The organism is Pseudomonas sp. 05N36 (genome assembly GCF_056397385.1).
Window position 1 is genome coordinate 1 of sequence record NZ_JBFTNH010000007.1, and the last position, 19,838, is coordinate 19,838.

A 19,838-nucleotide genomic window follows, 5' to 3' on the forward strand; every position below is an offset into this window, starting at 1 on the left:
AAGAACGACCCGAAATCGCCGATTGCCGGCATGCCGATTCTCGAAGCCTTCAAAGCCAAGACCATCATCGTCAACAAACGCTCGATGGCCAGCGGTTATGCCGGCCTGGACAACGAACTGTTCTACCTCGACAAGACCATGATGGTCTTTGGCGACGCGAAGAAAGTCATCGAAGACATGGTTAAAGCTGTCGAATAAAGACTGCGCAAACAGCAATACCGAAAACCCCGGCCCTTAGTAGGCTGGGGTTTTTTATTGCCTGCAGAAAACCGACCAAAGGCTCTGAATCAGGGGCCCGCATTCGACCATGGTCGCGCGGCGATTTTTTTTGAAATCACTAGACTGCGCATCTTGCTTCCGTTGCCCGAGATAACCATCCATGTACCGTGATCGTATCCGCTTGCCTTCGTTGTTGGATAAGGTAATGAGCGCCGCTGACGCTGCCGCTCTGATTCAGGACGGCATGACCGTCGGCATGAGCGGGTTCACCCGCGCCGGCGAAGCCAAGGCCGTGCCTCATGCACTGGCCGAACGTGCCAAGGTCACGCCGCTGAAAATCAGCCTGATGACCGGCGCCAGCCTGGGCAACGACCTCGACAAACAGCTGACCGAAGCCGGTGTGCTGGCCCGTCGTATGCCATTTCAGGTCGACAGCACCCTGCGCAAGGCGATCAACGCTGGCGAGGTGATGTTCATTGACCAGCATCTGTCGGAAACCGTGGAACAACTGCGCAACCAGCAACTCAAGCTGCCGGACATCGCAGTGATTGAAGCCGTAGCAATCACTGAACAGGGCCACATCGTGCCAACCACCTCGGTCGGTAACTCGGCCAGCTTCGCGATTTTCGCCAAGCACGTGATCGTCGAGATCAATCTGGCGCACAACCCGAATCTGGAAGGTCTGCACGACATCTATATCCCGACCTACCGTCCGACCCGCACGCCTATTCCGCTGGTCAAGGTCGACGACCGTATCGGCAGCACCGCGATCCCGATACCGCCGGAAAAGATCGTCGCGATCGTCATCACCAACCAGTCCGACTCGCCGTCCACGGTGCTGCCGCCGGACAACGACACCCAGGCCATTGCCGATCACCTGATCGACTTCTTCAAGCAGGAAGTGGAAGCAGGGCGCATGACCAACAAGCTCGGCCCGCTGCAAGCCGGTATCGGCAGCATCGCCAATGCGGTGATGTGCGGCCTGATCGACTCGCCGTTCGAAGACCTGACCATGTACTCCGAAGTCCTGCAGGACTCGACCTTCGACCTGATCGACGCCGGAAAACTGAGCTTCGCCTCGGGCAGCTCGATCACCCTGTCGAGCCGACGCAATACCGATGTGTTTGGCAACCTGGAACGTTACAAGGACAAGCTGGTGCTGCGCCCGCAGGAGATCTCCAACCACCCTGAAGTGGTTCGTCGCCTGGGCATCATCGGCATCAATACGGCGCTGGAGTTCGATCTGTACGGCAACGTCAACTCCACTCACGTCTGCGGCACGCGGATGATGAACGGCATTGGTGGCTCCGGCGACTTTGCCCGTAACGCGCACCTGGCGATCTTTGTCACCAAGTCGATTGCCAAGGGCGGGGCGATTTCCAGTGTGGTGCCGATGGTCAGCCACGTTGACCACACCGAGCATGACGTCGACATCCTCGTGACCGAGATCGGCCTTGCCGATTTACGTGGCCTGGCACCACGGGAACGGGCGCGGGTGGTGATCGACAACTGTGTGCACCCGGACTACCGCGAAGCGCTGAATGCCTACTTCGAGGCGGCCTGCGCCGTCGGCGGACACACTCCGCACATCCTGCGCGATGCCCTCAGCTGGCACATTAACCTGGAAGAAACCGGGAGAATGCTCGCCGTGTGATTGATACAGATGGCAGCTGACGCAAACACAATTTCGTCAGCTCGCCATTGCCAATCCAATATCCTTCAAAAACTGTACTGCTGTACCGGTCATTTCCTACCGTAATTGCCTACACACCTGAGCCAAATACCCAAAAACGCACCACTTAAGTGCAGACAGGTACAGTTGCCTCGTTTTAGAGCAGTACAGCACCTATTAACAGTTAACTGGTCCCTCACAATACAGGTGAACTGTATCTAGAGAGACTGGCCAAACGAGAGGATCATTGGCATCAGTTAAACCACTACCTAATCCCGCCATAAGCGGAAGGATGTCAACCATGGAACGTACACTCAGTTCCGAAATGTTCTTCGAAGACAACGCTGTAAAAACCCAGGCTTCCATGCCTCTTCGCGTTCTCGCCAACCTGATGCTGTGGCAGCGCCGCATCTCCAGCCGCCACCAACTGGCTCGCCTGGATTCGCGTCTGCTGGCTGACGCAGGGATTAGCGAAGCACAACGCTACGAAGAGCTGAGCAAGCCGTTCTGGCGCTAAGTTAGCGTCGCTGGCCCTGACCCACCGGGTCCACCGCCAGCACCCCGAATTGCACACACAAAACCCGTCGTGGGAAACCACGACGGGTTTTGTCGTTTCAGGGCAAAAAAACAGCTGGTACAGAAGGGCAGTCACATGACAGATACAGTTTCAACAAGCATAAAACTGAACCAGTACAATTTAACACCGGTGTAGCTGCTCCAGTGATCGCGAAGCGACCAACATGGTGTCCCAAGGCTGCTCAATCAGCCAGTTCGCGAGGAATACACCATGAATCGGTTACTTGATGTACCGCTCCCGCCTACTCGCAAGCCTTTCTTACTCAAGCGTATGGCCCGGCTGATTGCCGCTATCGGTCAAAGCATGGAAAAAGCGCGCACCCGCCGCCTGCTCGCGCAACTTAATGAACAGCAGCTGTCTGACCTAGGTATCAGCCATTCAGATCGACTGGTCGAACTGGACAAACCTTTTTGGCGCTAACCGTGTCTAGATGGGGTGACAGGGCTATTCGAACGGTTGAACAACGGCCTAATATCCGAAGACAACGTGGCGAGCCCTGCGCAGAGTACGCCTGATCTCTCAGACGTTACGCATCACGCAGTGGCTGCCCGACGTTATTTCTGGCGTCACTATTTACGGTTTATTCACAGGAGTTACCCCATGTCCCGTCTTCGCCTGCTCAGCGCTGCAGCACTGCTGGCCGTGGCTGCCAATTCGCATGCCTCCAGCTTCATTATCACCACAGACACTGTCGTCGGCGCACTCAAGGACAGCTCCGACGCCACAACAAACCTCTCCTCTTCGCTGCGGGACAAGAAGATCGTTCGCGCTGCCCGTGATGACGCTGCCAGCTTCGTAGCCAGCGAAGGCGCCATCCGTGGCGTGCGCCTGGAAAGTGCTCTCGACTACATCCACACACAGGCTCCACAGTTGAAAGCCACTGACGCACAGCTGGCTCAAGCCATTCTGGCGATCTGATCAACGTCGGAAAACGGGGCTCTCACACTGTGCCCCGTTTCCTCAGCGCTGGCTCTGGCCCGGGCATTGCGCTAGCCTTGGGGCTCGTTTCCAACTGTCGAGTCTCATGCATCTTCTTTCAAAATCATTCATCACATCCCTGTTTATCACCGCCTGCTGGATCAGCCCGGCCCATGCCCTGGACCTGACAACGCAGAACCTCGTCGTCACCACTTATGCGACAAGCAAGGTGACCTCCGCCCCCTTCGACCATAAACTGCTACTCGCTGCCCACGATGATGCGGCAGCGTTCATTGCCAGTGACGGTCAACTGCGAGGAGCGCAACTGGAGTCCGCCCTGGTTTACCTGCACCAGACCCAGCCAAAACTTCATGCCAGCGACCTTGAACTGGCACAGGCAATTCTCGTCCAATAGTTATTCTGTTCTCCCGGAGTCGTTCCATGCGTAGCCCGCTGATTGCTGCCACCCTTGGCCTGTTACTGTTGGCCGACGTGGCCCAGGCACACACCCTCGAGGCCACCAGTAACATGATCATCCGTGCCTCGCAGCGCACACTCGATTTCACCTCCGACACCACCACCTCGATTCGTGACCTGAAAGTCGTTCGTGAAGCCCATGATGACGCGGCCAGTTTCGTCGCCAGCAATGGCGATATCCGTGGTGCACACCTGGAAGCCGCCTTCGACACCTTGCGCACCCGCGTGCCGGAAGCCCGCGACGCTAGTGATCAAGTCCTCGCCGAAGCCATCCTCGCACTGTGAAGACACTAACCACCTGGCTGATGGCCGGGGCCCTGTTGCTGCTTTGCAGCACGGCTCAGGCCAGCCTGCAATTACGCCTCAAGACCGACGGTCTGAGCCCGGCAGAACAGCAAGCCAGCCAGGCACTGCTGGATGAAGCGATGCAGGCTTTGCCGCCGCGTTTCATCGAGCAACTGGACCGCCGGATTGATGTTGGCTGGGCCGACGCAATGCCCGGTAACGCCTACGGAGAGGCGTCCCTGGTGTCAGAGCTGGACCTCAATCGCAATCTGCTGGCCAGCCTCACCGACGGCAGCGCCGCGACGAAAAAAACCAATCGCCCCCACGGCACCGTTCGCCGCGAAATGCTCGCCACGGTGCTGCATGAACTCACGCACATTTATGACCGTGCGCGCTTGTGGACAAGTGCCGAGCGTTTGCAGATCCAACGCTGTACGCGACAGAGCAACAGTTCAGGCCTGGTCGGCCTTCCCGATCAATGCCGCGGGCAGACTGACCGTCGTTTCACCTTGAGCGACGATCCGCGCCTGCTAGACCTCGCCGGCTGGCCGCAATACGTCGGCCGACGCGGTGAGCGCGAACAGCACAACCGGCAAATAGTCCGCAGCCCGGACCTCTACGAGACGAGCAGCCCCAAGGAATTTGTCGCGGTCAACATGGAGTACTTCCTCCTCGACCCGAGCTACGCCTGCCGCCGCCCGGCGCTATACCGTTATTACCAGGAACACTTCGGCTGGGCTCCACCGGCCAAGGACAGCTGCGCCCAATCCTTCGCCTTCCTGAACGCGGGCAACGACTTCGCCAAACAACCGCTGGGCCAGGTCGATCCGGAAAGGGTCTACTCCGTCGACTACCTGCTGGCCGAGGCCAATCAGAATCTGGTCAGCCGCTGGGGCCACAGCATGTTGCGGCTGGTGATCTGTGCGCCCGGTCGCCCGCGCGGACCGGATTGCCGACTGGATCTGGAATACTCCCTGGTGCTGTCCTACCGCGCCTTTGTCGGCGACGTACAGCTGTCGAGCTGGGATGGTCTGGTCGGCAAGTATCCGTCGCGACTCTTCGTGTTGCCGCTGTCGCAAGTCATCGACGAATACACCAAGACCGAACTGCGCAGCCTGGCCTCGGTGCCACTCAAGCTGTCGCGCAGTGAAATTGGAGAGTTGGTCGAACACGCCGCGGAGATGCATTGGAGCTACGACGGCAACTATTACTTCCTGTCCAACAACTGCGCGGTCGAGAGCCTGAAACTGCTGCGCAGTGGCAGTAACAATCCACAACTGGTCGGTATGGACAGCATCATGCCCAACGGCTTGCTGGAAATACTCAAGGCCCGCGGACTGGCGGATACCAGCGTGCTCGACAATCCGCGTGAGGCCTTGCGCCTGGGCTATCGTTTCGACTCGTTCCGCGAACGCTATCAAGCGATGTTCGAGGTGCTGAAAAAACACCTGCCGATCAAACAGGACAAGGTTGAAGACTGGATGGCGCTGACGGCCGCGGAGCGTCGCCCGTGGTTTCAGCAGGCCGATCTGCGCACCAGCGCTGCACTGCTGTTGCTGGAGCAGGCGAGTTTCCGCCAGCAATTGTTGCTGGCCCAGAATGAGGTGAAACAACGCTACCTGGACGCCCGCGAGTTGAAAAACGGCGGCATGGACCAGGCCAATCAGACCTTGAAGCAGATTCTCGTCAACAGTGGTTTCCTCAGCCGTCCGGCAGAACTGCTCGACAGGGGCGGTTACGGCCTGCCACAACCCAATGAGTGGAAACGCCTGGAGTCGGAGAGCAGTACGCGACAGAAGAAATTACAGGTGTTGACCGGTGATCTGGACAAAGAGGTCAGGGCGCTGCTTGAGCCTGGCCGAGCGGCTGAGATGGCGGCGAATGAGGCCAACATCAAACAGCTGGGCGAACACCTGCGAGCGTTGCATAAGGCGGCCGGTGGGCTGGAGTTGCCTTAAGTCGACCCGGAGAATTGATACCGCAGTTATCCACAATGGCATCCGCCTGAGTGCAGCCCGCTCATTGCGATGCCCCCTTCTTCATATCTAACGCCATCAAACCGCGGTACTGGCCACTGCTTCAGGCCGCGTCAGCCCACCTTGAACATCTCGTCCGGTGTTTGCCCAGCGAAAGCTGGCTGAAAGGTTTGCCGATTAGGATCGCCCGCACTGCCGGCAACAGACCGGTTGGCCAAACGAATGTCGCAACGTTTGCGCGGCCCAATTAACAACAACAATGGTGATTCTGATGTCCGCTCGTACCCGCCTGTTTGCCCCGACTCCCCCCGTACGCCTCGTGCTTTCCGTTCTGCGCTGACCCCAACCGGTTCGCCATTCCCTAGCCGCGCTACGCCTGGAGTATTCCCATGCTGACTTTCCTTGGCTTTGCCATGGTCATCACGTTCATGTACCTGATCATGACCAAGCGCCTGTCGGCGCTGATCGCCCTGATCATCGTTCCGATCCTGTTCGCCCTGTTCGGTGGTTTTGCCCCGAAGATCGGCCCGATGATGCTCGAAGGCATCACCAAGCTGGCCCCGACCGGGGTGATGCTGATGTTCGCCATCCTCTATTTCGCCCTGATGATCGACTCCGGCCTGTTTGACCCGGCCGTGCGCAAGATCCTCAAACTGGTCAAGGGCGACCCGCTGAAGGTTTCCATCGGCACCGCAGTGCTGGCCCTGGTGGTGTCCATGGACGGTGACGGCGCCACGACTTACATGATCTGCGTGGCCGCCATGCTGCCGCTGTACAGCCGCATCGGCATGAGCCCGCGGATCATGGCCGGCCTGATCATCCTCGCCGGTGGCGTAATGAACATGACCCCGTGGGGCGGCCCGACTGCGCGTGCCGCCAGTGCGCTGCATGTCGACCCGTCGGACATCTTCGTGCCGATGATCCCGGCCATGCTCGCTGGCGTGGTGGCAATCCTGGCAATTGCCTACCTGTACGGTAAACGTGAACGTGCGCGCCTAGGCGAATTGCACCTGATCGGCGACGAAATCGACCACAGCGAAATCAGCGTTTCGCAGTTCCCGGATGCTCGTCGTCCGAAACTGATCTGGTTCAACGGCGCCCTGACCCTGGCCCTGATGTGTGCCCTGATCGCCGGCCTGCTGCCACTGCCGGTGTTGTTCATGGTCGCGTTCAGTATCGCGATGATCGTCAACTACCCTTGCCTGCAACAGCAAAAAGATCGCGTTGCGGCCCACGCCGGCAGCGTGCTGGCAGTGGTCGGGCTGATTTTTGCCGCCGGTATCTTCACCGGCATCCTGTCCGGCACCGGCATGGTCGATGCCATGTCGAAAAGCCTGCTGGCCGTGATCCCGGATTTCCTCGGTCCGTACCTGGCCGTGATCACCGCGCTGGCGAGCATGCCGTTCACCTTCTTCATGTCCAACGATGCGTTTTACTACGGTGTACTGCCGGTTCTGGCCGAAGCCGCGAGCCACTACGGCATCACCGCAGTGGAGATGGCACGTGCCTCGATCGTCGGTCAACCCGTCCACTTGCTGAGTCCGCTGGTACCCTCCACCTACTTGCTGGTGGCATTGGCCGGGATCGAATTCGGTGACCACCAACGCTTTACCCTGAAGTGGGCAGTACTGGTTTGCCTGTGCATACTCGTCGCTGCATTGCTGATGGGGATTTTCCCGCTGTTCAGCACCTTGTAACGGCATCAACTCACCGCGCCGCCAGCTAAATGCTGGCGTCGTGGTTTAACACTCGCTCAAAGGAATACACATGGAATGGCTGACCAACCCTGAAATCTGGGTTGCCTTCTTCACGCTGACGGCCCTGGAAATCGTACTGGGCATCGACAACATCATCATGATCTCGATCCTCGTCAGCCGCATGCCCAAGCACATGCAGGCGCGCACCCGGATCTTCGGCCTGGCGCTGGCCATGGTCACGCGGATCCTGTTGTTGCTGTCGATCACCTGGGTCATGCGCCTGACCGCCGACTTGTTCGTGGTCTTCGGTCAGGGTATTTCCGGGCGAGACCTGATCCTGTTCTTCGGTGGTCTGTTCCTGCTGTGGAAAAGCTCCCAGGAGATGTTTCACGCACTGGAAGGTGAAGACGAAACCGCCGACGAGCCAGGCGGCAAGGGCGGTAACTTCCTCTACACCATCATCCAGATCGCGATCATCGACATCGTGTTCTCTCTGGACTCGGTGATCACCGCGGTCGGCATGGTGTCCCATGTTCCGGTCATGGTTGCCGCAATCATCGTTGCGGTGCTGGTGATGATGATGGCCTCGGGCATGATCAGCGCGTTCATCGACAAGCATCCGTCGCTGAAAATGCTCGCGCTGTCGTTCCTGCTGGTGGTGGGTACCGTGCTGATCGCCGAAGCTTTCGGTGTGCATGTCCCCAAAGGCTACGTCTACTTTGCCATGGCGTTCTCGCTGGCCGTGGAAGCGATCAACATCAAGATGCGCACCGCGATCGCGAAAAAGAAGAAACAGCAGGAGCCGGTGAAACTGCGCAAGGACATTCCGGGTCAATAACTCATCACAATGAATCAAGGGGCTTTCGAGCCCCTTTTTCACGCCTGCTTGAAGCTGTTTTCATGACAGTTTTGTTTCAATCGACTCTTTAGCTATGCGATGCTGGCGCCCGGACCGTTAGCCAACTACAGCTTAAATACAGAACGTAGAACGTCGCGCGGCATCGTCAACTTGCTCCATTGGGGCGCTGTTCATTCAGGGGGCCCAGTATGCTGACCCTGCTCAATCTACTGTCCGCCGTCGCCCTGCTTATTTGGGGCACGCACATCGTCCGAACCGGCATCCTGCGGGTCTACGGCTCGAACCTGCGCCATGTCATTGGCCAGAACATGTCCAAGCGCTGGCTGGCCTTTATCGCCGGGATTCTCGTCACCGCGATGGTCCAGAGCAGCAACGCCACGGCGATGCTGGTGACCTCGTTTGTCGGCCAGGGCCTGATGGCGCTGACGCCCGCCCTGGCGACCATGCTCGGTGCCGACGTCGGTACCGCGCTGATGGCGCGGGTCCTGACGCTGGATTTGTCATGGCTGTCGCCGCTGCTGATTTTCCTCGGGGTGATTTTCTTTCTCTCACGCAAGCAGACGCGTGCGGGCCAGCTCGGCCGGGTCGGCATCGGCCTGGGGCTGATTATTCTCGCGCTGCAATTGATCGTCGAAGCGGCCGATCCGATCACCCATGCTCACGGCGTCAAAGTGCTGTTTGCCTCACTGACGGGCGACATCCTGCTCGATGCCCTCGTCGGGGCGCTGTTCGCGATGATTTCCTACTCCAGCCTGGCCGCCGTCCTGCTCACCGCAACCCTTGCCGGTGCCGGAGTGATCAGCCTGCCGGTGGCCATCGGCCTGGTAATCGGCGCCAACATCGGCAGCGGTGTCCTGGCATTTCTCAGCACCAGCATGCAGAACACTGCCGGACGTCAGGTGGCGTTGGGCAGCCTGCTCTACAAGATGATTGGCCTGCTGCTGATCATTCCGGTGCTCGGCCCGCTGGTGCACTGGATGGACAGCCTCAATTTCCGCCCGCAAGGCCTGGTGATCGGCTTTCATCTGCTCTACAACACGGTACGTTGCGTGGTGCTGTTGCCCAGCGTCGGTCCGATGGCCAGGCTCTGTGCCTGGCTGTTGCCAGAGCGCCCGGAAATCAACGGACAGGCCAAGCCTCGCCACCTGGACCCGACAGCCCTCACCACGCCAAGCCTGGCCTTGGCCAACGCCGCCCGGGAAACCCTGCGCATCGGCGACCTGATCGACAACATGCTCGAAGCCATGCTCGATGTACTGCGTGGCAAGCAAACGGCCGTCACTCAGGAAGTGCGCCGCCTGAGCGATGATGTCGAAGTCCTCTGCAGTGCGATCAAACTCTATCTGGCGCAGATGCCCCGCGAAGACCTCAGCGACCAGGACAGTCGGCGCTGGGCAGAAATCATCGAACTGGCGATCAATCTGAAACTCGCCTCTGACCTGATTGAACGCATGCTGCGCAAGGTCCAGCAGCAGAAGACCTCGCAACGCCGCTCCTTTTCCGACGTCGGCCTGGAAGAGCTGGCGGGGTTGCACCATCAGTTGATTGCCAATCTGCGCCTGGGGCTGTCGGTGTTTCTGAGTGCCGACAAGGAAAGCGCCCGGCAACTGCTGCGTGAGAAACGTCGCTTCCGCGCGCAGGAGAGACGCTTGGCTCACGCCCATGTCAGCCGCTTGCACCGTAAGGTCGTGCAAAGCCTCGAAACCAGCTCGCTGCACCTGGAGCTGATCGCCGACATGAGACGCTTGAACTCGCTGTTCTGTGGCAGCGCCTATGTTGTCCTCGAAACCACCGAAACCGGTACATTGGCTGCCGACGATACGGCTGACATCACCCATTCACCCTGAACGTCTAGCGTTGACAGCAGTCACTTAGAAGATCGCTTTTACCCGCCAGGAAGGTTGCTATGCGCTGTCTGTTGTTTGCGTGCCTGCTATTGAGTTCCACCTGCTCATTTGCCCTGGATCGCTTTCAGGTCGAAGGTTATTCGCTGCCCAACGGCTTGCAAGTAGTGCTCAAGCCCGGCAGCGAACGCGGGCATGTGGCGATTCGCCTGGTGGTAGGCGTTGGCCTGGACGACTTCGCCTGCGCCGACAAAGAGCTGCCGCACCTGCTTGAGCATTTGCTGTTCAGTGGCGTCGACGCGAGCGGCGAAGGCGGGCTCGAGGAGCGCATGCAGGCACTGGGGGGTGAATGGAACGCCTACACCAGTAACGCCGACACCACGTTCGTCATCGAAGCACCGGCAAAAAATCAACGCAAAGTCCTCGACCTGTTGCTGGCGCTACTGACCCAGACCCGACTCGACGACAGCGCCATCAGCGCGGCCAAACAGGTGGTCGAACGCGAAGATGGCGGCCATTACTCCCACTTGCAGCGCTGGCTCGACCGCCAGGACCTGGGCCATACGGCGAGCAATCAGCTGGCGGTGGAGCTGGGCCTGAAGTGCTCGGAGCGGGCCCAGGTAGAGCACCTGACCCGCGAACAATTGGAGAAGGTCCGCAAGGAGTGGTACGCACCGAACAACATGACGCTGATTATTGTCGGCGAGCTCGATCGCCTGCTGCCGGCCTACCTGGAGCGCACCTATGGCGAGCTCAAAGCCATTGATCCCACCGAGCATTTGCCGCTGCCGGAGATCCAGCACCCGGCGCTCGACGAACGCAATCTGATCCAGGGCTGGGTCGGGGGTGGCGCCAAACTGCACTGGTTGTTCCCGGAACCGGCACTTGAAGACCAATATGATGAAACATACGACCTGCTCAAGGACTACCTCGACTGGGCGCTTTATCGTCAATTGCGTCTGGCTCACGGATTGTCCTACGGCCCCTGGGCCGAACGCGAAGTGTTTGGCAGTGTCGGCTTCCTCAGCCTGAACGCCGATCTGGAGCGCGATGATCTGCCACAAGCGCAGCAGGTACTCGAGGATCTGAAAGCCGATCTGCTCAAGAACGGCCTCGACCCCGCAGGCTTTGAACGCTTGAAACAGGTCGCCATCGCCCGACAGGCCTGGGCCGTGCAAGGCAACAGCGGGTTGGCCGACTACTACTGGAGTGCGATCGGCGACTATGAGGACGGACATTTCGACGACCCGGCCCAGCGCCTGCAAACCGTCACGCTGGACCAGGCCAACCAGACCCTGCACAAACTGCTCGATCAGCAGGGTTACATTCGCATCGAGAAGCCGCTGCTCAGTTATGACGAGGTGCTGTGGTTGCTGGGCGGGGTGTTGGGGTTGATGGCGCTGGGTGTTCTAAGTTGGCGCTTGCATCGCAAAAAATGATGACTGTGGCGAGGGAGCTCGCTCCCGCTGGGTCGCGAAGCGGCCCTAAATACTGCCAGCGCGGTTGTGAACATTGAACTCCAGCGACCGTTTGCGGCTGCTGCGCACCCGAGCGGGAGCAAGCTCCCTCGCCACAGTTGCTGTACCCGGTCACACCGTTGGATCCTCGCAACATCACTGTGCCAGCGTTATCCTGTCGGGGTTTTTACCCACGACAATTGCGAACCGCCGAATGCCTATCCTGACCCATTACGTAACGCGCATCCTCGAACTGATGAAGCGCTACCCCGGGGTCATTGCGCTCGGTGGCTTCATCTCGGGGGTCTGCAGTTTCATTCTGGTCGACCGTCAACAAAGCCTGGCGACCTGGATTGCGGTGATCATGCTGGTCAGCTGGCTCTGGCTGATGCTGGAAAACAGCCTGACCGAGCTGTTCACCAAGGTCTTCAAGCGTGAGATCCCGCAGCCGCTGTTGCGCTATGCGACGCAGATGATCCATCAGGAAAGTCTGTTCTTCGTCTTGCCGTTCTTTTTCATCACCACCACCTGGAACAGCGGGCAACTGGTGTTCACCGGACTGCTCGGGGCTGCGGCGCTGGTTTCGATCACCGATCCGCTGTATTACAAATGGCTGGCACCGCGTCGCTGGTTGTTTCTGGCGATGCATACGCTGACGCTGTTTGCCGCGCTGCTGACCGCATTGCCGATCATCCTGAACCTGACCACCGCCCAGAGTTTCAAACTGGCTCTTGGCACCGCGATGCTGCTGTCTTTCCCAAGCCTGGCGTCGATCTTTCCGATTCGTACGATCCGCGGCGGCCTGAGCGTGCTCAGCATCACCCTGGCCATCGGCTGCGCCGGCTGGTTGCTGCGTTCCTGGGTGCCGCCGGCCACGTTGTGGATGACACAAGTGGCAATCAGCACACAACTACAAGACCGTACACCCGGCGACAGCCACAATGAAGTCAGCGTTGCCCAACTGCGCCCTGATGGTCTTTACGCCTACACCGCGATCAACGCCCCGCGCGGGCTCGACGAGCGGATTTATCACGTCTGGCAGTTCAACGGCAAAGAGGTCGACCGCATCGCACTGGATATCCACGGCGGGCGCAAGGAAGGCTACCGGGCCTGGAGCCATAAACAGAACTTCCCCGGCAACCCGGCAGGCGACTGGCAAGTGCGGGTACTGACCGAAGACGGTCAGGTGATCGGCGTACTGCGCTTTGAGGTGACCGACGCCAGTCAAAACGGCACGACGCCGAGCGAGGCAAAATAACCGGGATCATGCTATTACGTAGCACTGCGTATCGGTAGAACAAGCACGGAGATTATGAGCAGCACAATTGCCGGCAATGCCCAACTCGATACTTCGAACACCCCTGCGCGGTTGCGGGTCACGGGTGACTGGACGCTTGTCCATTACGCCGACCTCAAACGCCTGAGTCACACACTCAAAGGCCAGTACGACGACCGAACCCCCATCGACCTCAACGGCCTCGGCGCGCTCGACACCGCCGGCGCCTCGCTGCTGGTCGAGCTGCTCGGTGCCGAGCGCCTCGGCAAGTCTGCTGAACACCCCGATTGCAGCCTGTCCGCAGCCGACCGTGCGCTGCTGCAAACCGTCTATTGCTCGCTGTCCGACTTCTGCGTCCCCGTCAAAGAGCCCGAAATCAGTGTCGGCATTCAACTGCTGACCCGCATCGGGCGCGCGGTGGATGCGGTCTGGCAGGACACGCTGCAACTGTTGGGGTTTGTCGGGCTGATTCTGGAAACCATCGCTCGCAGCCTGTTTCGCCCCAAACGCTGGCGGATCACGCCGATGGTCGCGCACATCGAACAAACCGGCCTCGACGCCGCGCCCATCGTCGCCTTGCTGACCTTCATGGTGGGCGCGGTAGTGGCCTTCCTCGGTGCCACGGTACTCGCCAGTTTTGGTGCGAGCATTTTTACCGTAGACCTGGTGGCATTCTCGTTCCTGCGTGAGTTTGGTGTGCTGCTGACCGCGATCCTGATGGCCGGGCGCACTGCCAGTGCCTTTACCGCACAAATCGGCTCGATGAAGGCCAACGAAGAAATCGACGCGATCCGCACCTTGGGCCTCGACCCGATGGAGCTGCTGGTGGTGCCACGGGTGTTGGCGTTGCTGGTGGCGCTGCCGATGCTGACCTTCCTGGCAATGCTCTCGGGGATTGTCGGTGGCGGGGTGGTCTGTGCGATCTCACTGGGTATCTCGCCGGCGATGTTCCTGTCTTTGCTGCAATCGGACATCGGCGTTCAACATTTTCTGGTCGGCATGGTCAAAGCACCGATCTTCGCTTTTTTGATCGCCTCCATTGGCTGTCTGGAAGGCTTCAAGGTCAGTGGCAGCGCTGAATCCGTTGGCGCCCACACCACGTCCAGCGTGGTGCAGTCGATTTTCGTGGTGATCGTGCTCGATGCGGTCGCCGCGTTGTTCTTTATGGAGATGGGCTGGTGAGTCGTTTACCCCGTGCGCCCTCAGAGGCGGTGATCGAAGTCCGTGGGCTGTGCAATCGCTTCGGCCGCCAAAGCGTGCATGAAAACCTCGACCTGGATTTGTACAAGGGCGAGATTCTCGCCGTGGTCGGCGGCTCAGGCAGCGGCAAATCGGTGTTGCTGCGCAGCATCGTTGGCCTGCGCCAGCCCAGCGAAGGCATGGTGAAGGTGTTTGGCAAAAACCTGCCGAGCCTGACGGAGCATGAACGCTCACTGGTCGAGCGGCGCTTCGGCGTGTTGTTTCAGAAGGGCGCGCTGTTCTCTTCGCTGACCGTGACCGAAAACGTCGCCTTGCCATTGATCGAGCACGCCGGCCTGACCCGCAACGACGCCGAGCATCTGGCGGCGGTCAAACTGGCCTTGGCTGGCCTGCCGCTGTCGGCTGCCGACAAGTACCCGGCCTCGTTGTCCGGCGGCATGATCAAACGCGCAGCACTGGCCCGCGCCCTGGCGCTGGACCCGGACATCCTGTTCCTCGATGAGCCGACCGCCGGCCTCGATCCGATCGGCGCTGCGGCGTTCGATCAACTGATCCTGACGCTGCGCGATTCATTGGGATTGAGCGTTTTCCTGGTCACCCACGACCTCGATACGCTGTACACCATCACCGACCGGGTCGCGGTGCTGGCGCAGAAAAAAGTACTGGTGGCCGACACCATCGACACCGTGTCGGAAACCGACGACGCGTGGATTCACGAATACTTCCACGGCCCACGCGGCCGCGCGGCGCTTTCGGCCGCTTCACAGCTTAACGAGGTATGACATGGAAACCCGAGCCCACCATGTATTGATCGGCCTGTTCACCGTATTGGTGGTGGCCGGTGCGTTGCTGTTCGGCCTGTGGCTGGCCAAGTCCAGCGTCGACAGCGAGTTCAAGGATTATGAGGTCGTCTTCAACGAGGCGGTCAGCGGCCTGTCCAAAGGCAGTCCAGTGCAGTACAGCGGGATCAAGGTCGGCGATGTAGTGAGTTTGCGCCTCGACCCCAAAGACCCGCGCCGGGTATTGGCGCGGATTCGCCTGGGTGGCGAAACCCCGATCAAGGAAGACACCCAGGCGAAACTGGCGCTGACCGGGATTACCGGCACCTCGATCATCCAGCTCAGCGGGGGTACGCCGCAAAGCCCCGAGCTGCGTGGCAAGGACGGCAATCTGCCGGAGATCGTTGCCTCGCCTTCGCCCATCTCACGATTGCTGAACAACAGTGATGACCTGATCAGCAGCGTCAACCTGTTGCTGCATAGCGCCAACCAGATGATGTCGCCGGAAAACGTCGACCGCTTGGGCAAAACCCTCGAGAACCTGGAGCAAACCACCGGAAGCATCGCCGAGCAGCGCGGGGATCTTAGCCAGGCCATGCAGCAACTGGCCTCGGTAGGCAAACAGGCCAGCGCCACCCTTGAGCAGACTTCTGCGTTGATGCGTAACGCCAACGGTATGCTCAACGATCAAGGTAAACAGATGGTCGGCAGTGCCGAGCAGGCCATGAAATCGCTGGAGCAGAGCTCAGCGACCATCAACAACTTGCTGACCGACAATCAGGATGCGCTGAATAACGGCATGCAGGGGCTCAACAGTCTGGCCCCGGCCATACGTGAGTTACGCGACACCCTGAGTTCGTTACGTGCCATCTCTCGTCGCCTGGATTCCAACCCCAGTGGTTACTTGCTGGGCGGCGACAAGGATAAGGAGTTCACGCCATGACACCCGTCTCCCGCACCTTTGCGCACTGCGCGCTGTTGGCAAGTTTCGCGCTGACCAGTGCCTGCTCGATTTTACCCAAGGCTGACCCCCAGGATGTCTACCGTCTGCCTGCCACGCCGAACGCCGCGTCATCGATGCACGCCAACCCGGTGCCGTGGTCGCTACGTCTGTCTAAACCCCAGGCCAGCGACGTGCTCAACAGTGCAAAAATCGCCGTAATCCCTCAAGGCGACCTGATCAGCAGCTACAAGGCTTCGCGCTGGAGCGATCCGACGCCGACCCTGCTGCGCAATCGGCTGCTCGCCGGGTTTGCACAGGACGGCCGCGTACAGCGGCTCAGCACCGACGACAGCAACTTGCAGACGGATCTGGAACTGAGCGGGAACCTGCAAACGTTCCAGACGGAGTATCAAGGCAACACCGCGCAAGTGGTCATTAGCCTGGATGCGCTACTGGTGCGTGGCAATGACCAGCGGATCCTCGCCAGCCGCCGCTTCGAAGTGCGCCAGCCATTGAGCGATGTAAAAGTACCTGCAGTGGTGACCGGGTTTGGTCAGGCCAGTGACACGCTCACGGCGCAGGTGATTGCGTGGACGGTAGAGCAGGGGCAAAAGACCGCGACCATGAAACCCTGAGGTCCATGTGGGAGCGAGCCTGCTCGCGATGAGGGCATGACAGTAAAAACAATACTGACTGACCCACCGCTATCGCGAGCAGGCTCGCTCCCACAGGTTTTTCTGGCTCAGCCGAAGAACCAGTAGCAAACCCCGATCGCCCCCAGCACCCCGGCGAGTTCCGCCAGCAGTGCGCAACCCACGGCATGGCGCGCACGCTGAATGCTCACCGCTCCAAAGTACACCGCCAGTACATAGAACGTGGTTTCGGTACTGCCCTGAATAGTCGCAGCCACCAGCGCCGGGAAGCTGTCGACGCCTTGAGTCTTCATGGTTTCGATCAGCATCGCCCGTGCAGCGCTGCCGGAGAACGGCTTGACCATCGCGGTCGGCAGGGCATCGACGAAACGCGTGTCCCATCCGGCCCACTGCACCAGATGGCGAATCCCGTCCAGACCGAAGTCCAGTGCCCCGGACGCGCGCAATACGCCCACTGCGCACAGCATCGCGACCAGATACGGCAGCAGGTTCTTGGCGACATCAAAGCCTTCCTTGGCACCTTCGACGAACGCTTCGTAGACCTTGACCTTGCGCAGCGCGCCAATCACCAGAAACAGCATGATCATCCCGAACATCGTCAGGTTGCCGAGGATCGATGACAGGCTCGCCAGGGCAGTGGCTGAGAGCGCCGTCAACAGGGCCATGAASCCGCCCAGCAGCAGCGCACCCGGAATCAGATAGGCCAGCACCACCGGGTCCCACAGTCGCAGGCGCTGCATGAACGATACCGACAGCAAACCGACGATGGTTGAACAACTGGTCGCCAGCAAAATCGGCAGGAACACCAGCGTAGGGTCGGCCGCACCTTGCTGGGCGCGGTACATGAAGATAGTCACGGGCAGCAGGGTCAGGGACGAGGCGTTAAGCACCAGGAACAGGATTTGTGCATTGCTTGCGACCGTGGTGCTGGGATTGAGCTCCTGCAACGCACGCATCGCCTTGAGACCAATCGGCGTAGCGGCATTGTCAAGCCCCAGGGTGTTGGCAGCAAAGTTCAGAGTGATCAGGCCGATGGCCGGATGACCCGCCGGCACTTCGGGCATCAGGCGCAGGAACAGCGGGCCCAGCGCCTTGGCCAGCCAGTCGACGATCCCGGCTTTTTCAGCGATCCGCAGAAAGCCCAGCCAGAGGGTCAGGGTGCCGAACAGCAATACCATGACGTCGACCGACAGCTTGGCCATGGCGAAGATGCTTTCCACCATCGTCGCAAAGATCCCGGCATTACCGCCGATCAGCCACTGCGCGAGTGCCGAAACGGCCGCCACGACGAAAAAGCCAAGCCACAGGCCATTGAGCATCAGTCAAATCCCCCAGAAGATGCCGCGAATGATAGCGGGGTGGGCAGAAACGACAAACCCCGGATTTCTCCGGGGTTTGTGTGTGAGGACTGATGCAGTTCACTGTGGGAGCGAGTCTGCTCGCGATGACTGACTGCTAGACAACATTTATATCAACTGATCAACCGCTATCGCGAGCAGGCTCGCTCCCACAAAAAGGTCAGACTTCACTCAGTTATTGGAAGCCTCGCCAGCCGGCAGCTTCTCTTTGCTGCGCCAGTGCGGCAGGGAGTTCCAGTAGCGCTGGCCCTTGGCGTCGTCGTACATGCCTTCCCAACGGGAAATGACCAGTACGGCCAGGGCGTTGCCGATCACGTTCAGTGCGGTACGGGCCATGTCCATGATGCGGTCGACACCGGCGATGAACGCCAGGCCTTCCAATGGAATACCGACACTGCCCAGCGTTGCCAACAGGACCACAAACGACACGCCCGGCACGCCGGCGATACCTTTGGAGGTGACCATCAGGGTCAGTACCAGCAGCAACTGCTGGCTGATCGACAGGTCGATACCGTACAGCTGGGCAATGAAGATCGCCGCAATGCTCTGGTACAGAGTCGAACCGTCGAGGTTGAACGAGTAACCGGTTGGCACCACGAAGCTGCAAATGGCTTTCGGTGCACCGTAGGCTTCCATCTTCTCGATCACGCGCGGCAACACGGTTTCGGAGCTCGCGGTGGAGTAGGCCAGCACCAGCTCATCCTTGAAGATGCGCATCAGCTTGATGACCGAGAAACCGAACAGGCGAGCAACCAGCCCCAACACCACGAAGGCAAAGAAGGCGATGGCGACGTAAACCAGGATCACCAGTTTGGCCAGCGGCAGCAGGGAAGCGAAACCGAAGTTGGCCACGGTCACTGCGATCAGTGCGAACACGCCGATCGGGGCGTAGTTCATGATCATGTGAGTGACCTTGAACATGCTTTCCGAGACGCCCTGGAACATCTTCACCAGCGGCTCGCGCAGGTCCGATTGCAGGCTCGACAGACCAAGACCGAACAACACCGAGAAGAAGATGATCGGCAGCATCTCGCCACGCGCCATGGCGGCAAAGATGTTCGATGGAATCAGGTTGAGGATGGTTTCGATGAACGCGTGTTCATGCTGAACCTCGGCCGCAGTCGCCTGGTACTTGGAGATATCCACAGTACCCAGGGTGCTCATGTCGATGCCGGAACCCGGGTGGAACACGTTGGCCAGCACCAGACCGACCAGAATGGCGATGGTGGTGACGATTTCAAAGTAAATGATGGTCTTGAGACCAATGCGCCCGAGCTTCTTCGCATCGCCCACACCGGCAATGCCGACGACCAGCGAAGAGATCACGATCGGGATCACGATCATCTTGATCAGACGGATAAAGATATCGCCCGCCGGTTGCAGGACGTTACTGATCCACCAGGCTTTTTCCGCACTGAAGTGGTTGAGCAACGCACCAATTGCAATGCCCAGCACCAGACCGATGAGGATCTGCCAGGCGAGGCTCAGCTTTGCCTTCTTCATATCATTACCCTTTTCTTATAAATGGACTCGGGAAGATGCACAAACTGGAACGCCCAATAGCGGAAAAGTCTGTGCATCTGCCCCCGGATAAGGTCGCCGGGAGCGCGTAATTACGGCTCTCTGGCAGATAAAAAAGGCGCAACTA

19 protein-coding genes are annotated in these 19,838 nt (G+C 59.5%); 17 read left to right on the top strand and 2 right to left on the bottom strand.

Features of this window, described 5'->3' with window-relative positions:
• From AC1DIH_RS11390 to AC1DIH_RS11470, 17 genes are all read left to right on the top strand, one after another.
• A partial coding sequence (locus AC1DIH_RS11390; RefSeq protein WP_477770818.1) for an NAD(P)(+) transhydrogenase (Re/Si-specific) subunit beta occupies positions 1-198 on the top strand: 198 nt, incomplete at its 5' end.
• Positions 199-379: 181 nt separating this feature from the next.
• Positions 380-1,873 (top strand): acetyl-CoA hydrolase/transferase family protein, encoded by a 1,494-nt coding sequence (locus AC1DIH_RS11395; RefSeq protein WP_427542040.1) that lies wholly within the window; start codon positions 380-382, stop codon positions 1,871-1,873.
• 319 nt (positions 1,874-2,192) lie between these two features.
• Positions 2,193-2,408, top strand: coding sequence for a DUF1127 domain-containing protein (locus AC1DIH_RS11400; protein ID WP_427531189.1), 216 nt, complete (start codon positions 2,193-2,195; stop codon positions 2,406-2,408).
• A 270-nt stretch (positions 2,409-2,678) separates the two neighbouring features.
• Positions 2,679-2,888: a DUF1127 domain-containing protein gene (locus tag AC1DIH_RS11405; RefSeq protein ID WP_477771747.1), complete on the top strand. Its 210-nt coding sequence runs from the start codon at positions 2,679-2,681 to the stop codon at positions 2,886-2,888.
• Positions 2,889-3,068: 180 nt separating this feature from the next.
• A complete protein-coding gene (locus AC1DIH_RS11410; RefSeq protein WP_123427845.1) occupies positions 3,069-3,386 on the top strand; it encodes a DUF2388 domain-containing protein in 318 nt (105 codons plus the stop codon).
• 106 nt (positions 3,387-3,492) lie between these two features.
• The gene (locus AC1DIH_RS11415) at positions 3,493-3,801 is read left to right on the top strand and encodes a DUF2388 domain-containing protein (protein WP_477771748.1); all 309 of its coding nucleotides are present in this window, start codon (positions 3,493-3,495) and stop codon (positions 3,799-3,801) included.
• A 26-nt stretch (positions 3,802-3,827) separates the two neighbouring features.
• Entirely contained in the window at positions 3,828-4,148 is a 321-nt protein-coding gene (locus AC1DIH_RS11420) for a DUF2388 domain-containing protein (RefSeq protein ID WP_054594970.1), read from the top strand.
• A gap of 20 nt (positions 4,149-4,168) precedes the next feature.
• Positions 4,169-6,106 (top strand): DUF7844 domain-containing protein, encoded by a 1,938-nt coding sequence (locus AC1DIH_RS11425; RefSeq protein WP_477771897.1) that lies wholly within the window; start codon positions 4,169-4,171, stop codon positions 6,104-6,106.
• Between the two features lie 407 nt (positions 6,107-6,513).
• Positions 6,514-7,821 carry a CitMHS family transporter gene (locus tag AC1DIH_RS11430; protein ID WP_019694504.1) on the top strand — a complete coding sequence of 436 codons (1,308 nt, stop codon included), beginning with the start codon at positions 6,514-6,516 and terminating at the stop codon, positions 7,819-7,821.
• A gap of 70 nt (positions 7,822-7,891) precedes the next feature.
• Positions 7,892-8,659: a TerC family protein gene (locus tag AC1DIH_RS11435; protein WP_054594967.1), complete on the top strand. Its 768-nt coding sequence runs from the start codon at positions 7,892-7,894 to the stop codon at positions 8,657-8,659.
• Positions 8,660-8,868: 209 nt separating this feature from the next.
• Positions 8,869-10,527: a Na/Pi cotransporter family protein gene (locus tag AC1DIH_RS11440; RefSeq protein ID WP_477771749.1), complete on the top strand. Its 1,659-nt coding sequence runs from the start codon at positions 8,869-8,871 to the stop codon at positions 10,525-10,527.
• A gap of 59 nt (positions 10,528-10,586) precedes the next feature.
• The gene (locus tag AC1DIH_RS11445; protein ID WP_477771750.1) at positions 10,587-11,963 is read left to right on the top strand and encodes a M16 family metallopeptidase; all 1,377 of its coding nucleotides are present in this window, start codon (positions 10,587-10,589) and stop codon (positions 11,961-11,963) included.
• A 232-nt stretch (positions 11,964-12,195) separates the two neighbouring features.
• Positions 12,196-13,239 (top strand): DUF5924 family protein, encoded by a 1,044-nt coding sequence (locus AC1DIH_RS11450; protein ID WP_477771751.1) that lies wholly within the window; start codon positions 12,196-12,198, stop codon positions 13,237-13,239.
• Between the two features lie 54 nt (positions 13,240-13,293).
• Positions 13,294-14,439: an ABC transporter permease gene (locus AC1DIH_RS11455; protein WP_477771752.1), complete on the top strand. Its 1,146-nt coding sequence runs from the start codon at positions 13,294-13,296 to the stop codon at positions 14,437-14,439.
• A complete protein-coding gene (locus tag AC1DIH_RS11460; RefSeq protein WP_477771753.1) occupies positions 14,436-15,239 on the top strand; it encodes an ABC transporter ATP-binding protein in 804 nt (267 codons plus the stop codon). The genes AC1DIH_RS11455 and AC1DIH_RS11460 overlap by 4 nt, the downstream gene beginning before the upstream one ends.
• Position 15,240: 1 nt before the next feature.
• Positions 15,241-16,179 (top strand): MlaD family protein, encoded by a 939-nt coding sequence (locus AC1DIH_RS11465; protein ID WP_477771754.1) that lies wholly within the window; start codon positions 15,241-15,243, stop codon positions 16,177-16,179.
• Complete coding sequence (locus AC1DIH_RS11470; RefSeq protein WP_477771755.1) at positions 16,176-16,814, top strand: ABC-type transport auxiliary lipoprotein family protein; 639 nt, start codon at positions 16,176-16,178, stop codon at positions 16,812-16,814. The genes AC1DIH_RS11465 and AC1DIH_RS11470 overlap by 4 nt, the downstream gene beginning before the upstream one ends.
• A gap of 107 nt (positions 16,815-16,921) precedes the next feature.
• Here AC1DIH_RS11470 and AC1DIH_RS11475 read toward each other — a convergent pair whose 3' ends face one another.
• Together AC1DIH_RS11475 and gltP are read right to left on the bottom strand one after the other, a co-directional pair.
• Positions 16,922-18,151 (bottom strand): nucleoside recognition domain-containing protein, encoded by a 1,230-nt coding sequence (locus AC1DIH_RS11475; protein ID WP_477771756.1) that lies wholly within the window; start codon positions 18,149-18,151, stop codon positions 16,922-16,924.
• A gap of 210 nt (positions 18,152-18,361) precedes the next feature.
• Complete coding sequence (gltP, locus tag AC1DIH_RS11480; protein ID WP_477767132.1) at positions 18,362-19,693, bottom strand: glutamate/aspartate:proton symporter GltP; 1,332 nt, start codon at positions 19,691-19,693, stop codon at positions 18,362-18,364.
• Positions 19,694-19,838 lie beyond the last annotated feature (145 nt).

Coding starts and splice junctions, on each gene's coding strand:
- AC1DIH_RS11450 (WP_477771751.1), top strand. CDS start 12,196: ATGCCTATCCTGACCCATTACGTAACGCGCATCCTCGAACTGATGAAG.
- AC1DIH_RS11440 (WP_477771749.1), top strand. CDS start 8,869: ATGCTGACCCTGCTCAATCTACTGTCCGCCGTCGCCCTGCTTATTTGG.
- AC1DIH_RS11445 (WP_477771750.1), top strand. CDS start 10,587: ATGCGCTGTCTGTTGTTTGCGTGCCTGCTATTGAGTTCCACCTGCTCA.
- AC1DIH_RS11410 (WP_123427845.1), top strand. CDS start 3,069: ATGTCCCGTCTTCGCCTGCTCAGCGCTGCAGCACTGCTGGCCGTGGCT.
- AC1DIH_RS11425 (WP_477771897.1), top strand. CDS start 4,169: ATGGCCGGGGCCCTGTTGCTGCTTTGCAGCACGGCTCAGGCCAGCCTG.
- AC1DIH_RS11395 (WP_427542040.1), top strand. CDS start 380: ATGTACCGTGATCGTATCCGCTTGCCTTCGTTGTTGGATAAGGTAATG.
- AC1DIH_RS11405 (WP_477771747.1), top strand. CDS start 2,679: ATGAATCGGTTACTTGATGTACCGCTCCCGCCTACTCGCAAGCCTTTC.
- gltP (WP_477767132.1), bottom strand. CDS start 19,693: ATGAAGAAGGCAAAGCTGAGCCTCGCCTGGCAGATCCTCATCGGTCTG.
- AC1DIH_RS11465 (WP_477771754.1), top strand. CDS start 15,241: ATGGAAACCCGAGCCCACCATGTATTGATCGGCCTGTTCACCGTATTG.
- AC1DIH_RS11435 (WP_054594967.1), top strand. CDS start 7,892: ATGGAATGGCTGACCAACCCTGAAATCTGGGTTGCCTTCTTCACGCTG.
- AC1DIH_RS11415 (WP_477771748.1), top strand. CDS start 3,493: ATGCATCTTCTTTCAAAATCATTCATCACATCCCTGTTTATCACCGCC.
- AC1DIH_RS11400 (WP_427531189.1), top strand. CDS start 2,193: ATGGAACGTACACTCAGTTCCGAAATGTTCTTCGAAGACAACGCTGTA.
- AC1DIH_RS11470 (WP_477771755.1), top strand. CDS start 16,176: ATGACACCCGTCTCCCGCACCTTTGCGCACTGCGCGCTGTTGGCAAGT.
- AC1DIH_RS11455 (WP_477771752.1), top strand. CDS start 13,294: ATGAGCAGCACAATTGCCGGCAATGCCCAACTCGATACTTCGAACACC.
- AC1DIH_RS11430 (WP_019694504.1), top strand. CDS start 6,514: ATGCTGACTTTCCTTGGCTTTGCCATGGTCATCACGTTCATGTACCTG.
- AC1DIH_RS11420 (WP_054594970.1), top strand. CDS start 3,828: ATGCGTAGCCCGCTGATTGCTGCCACCCTTGGCCTGTTACTGTTGGCC.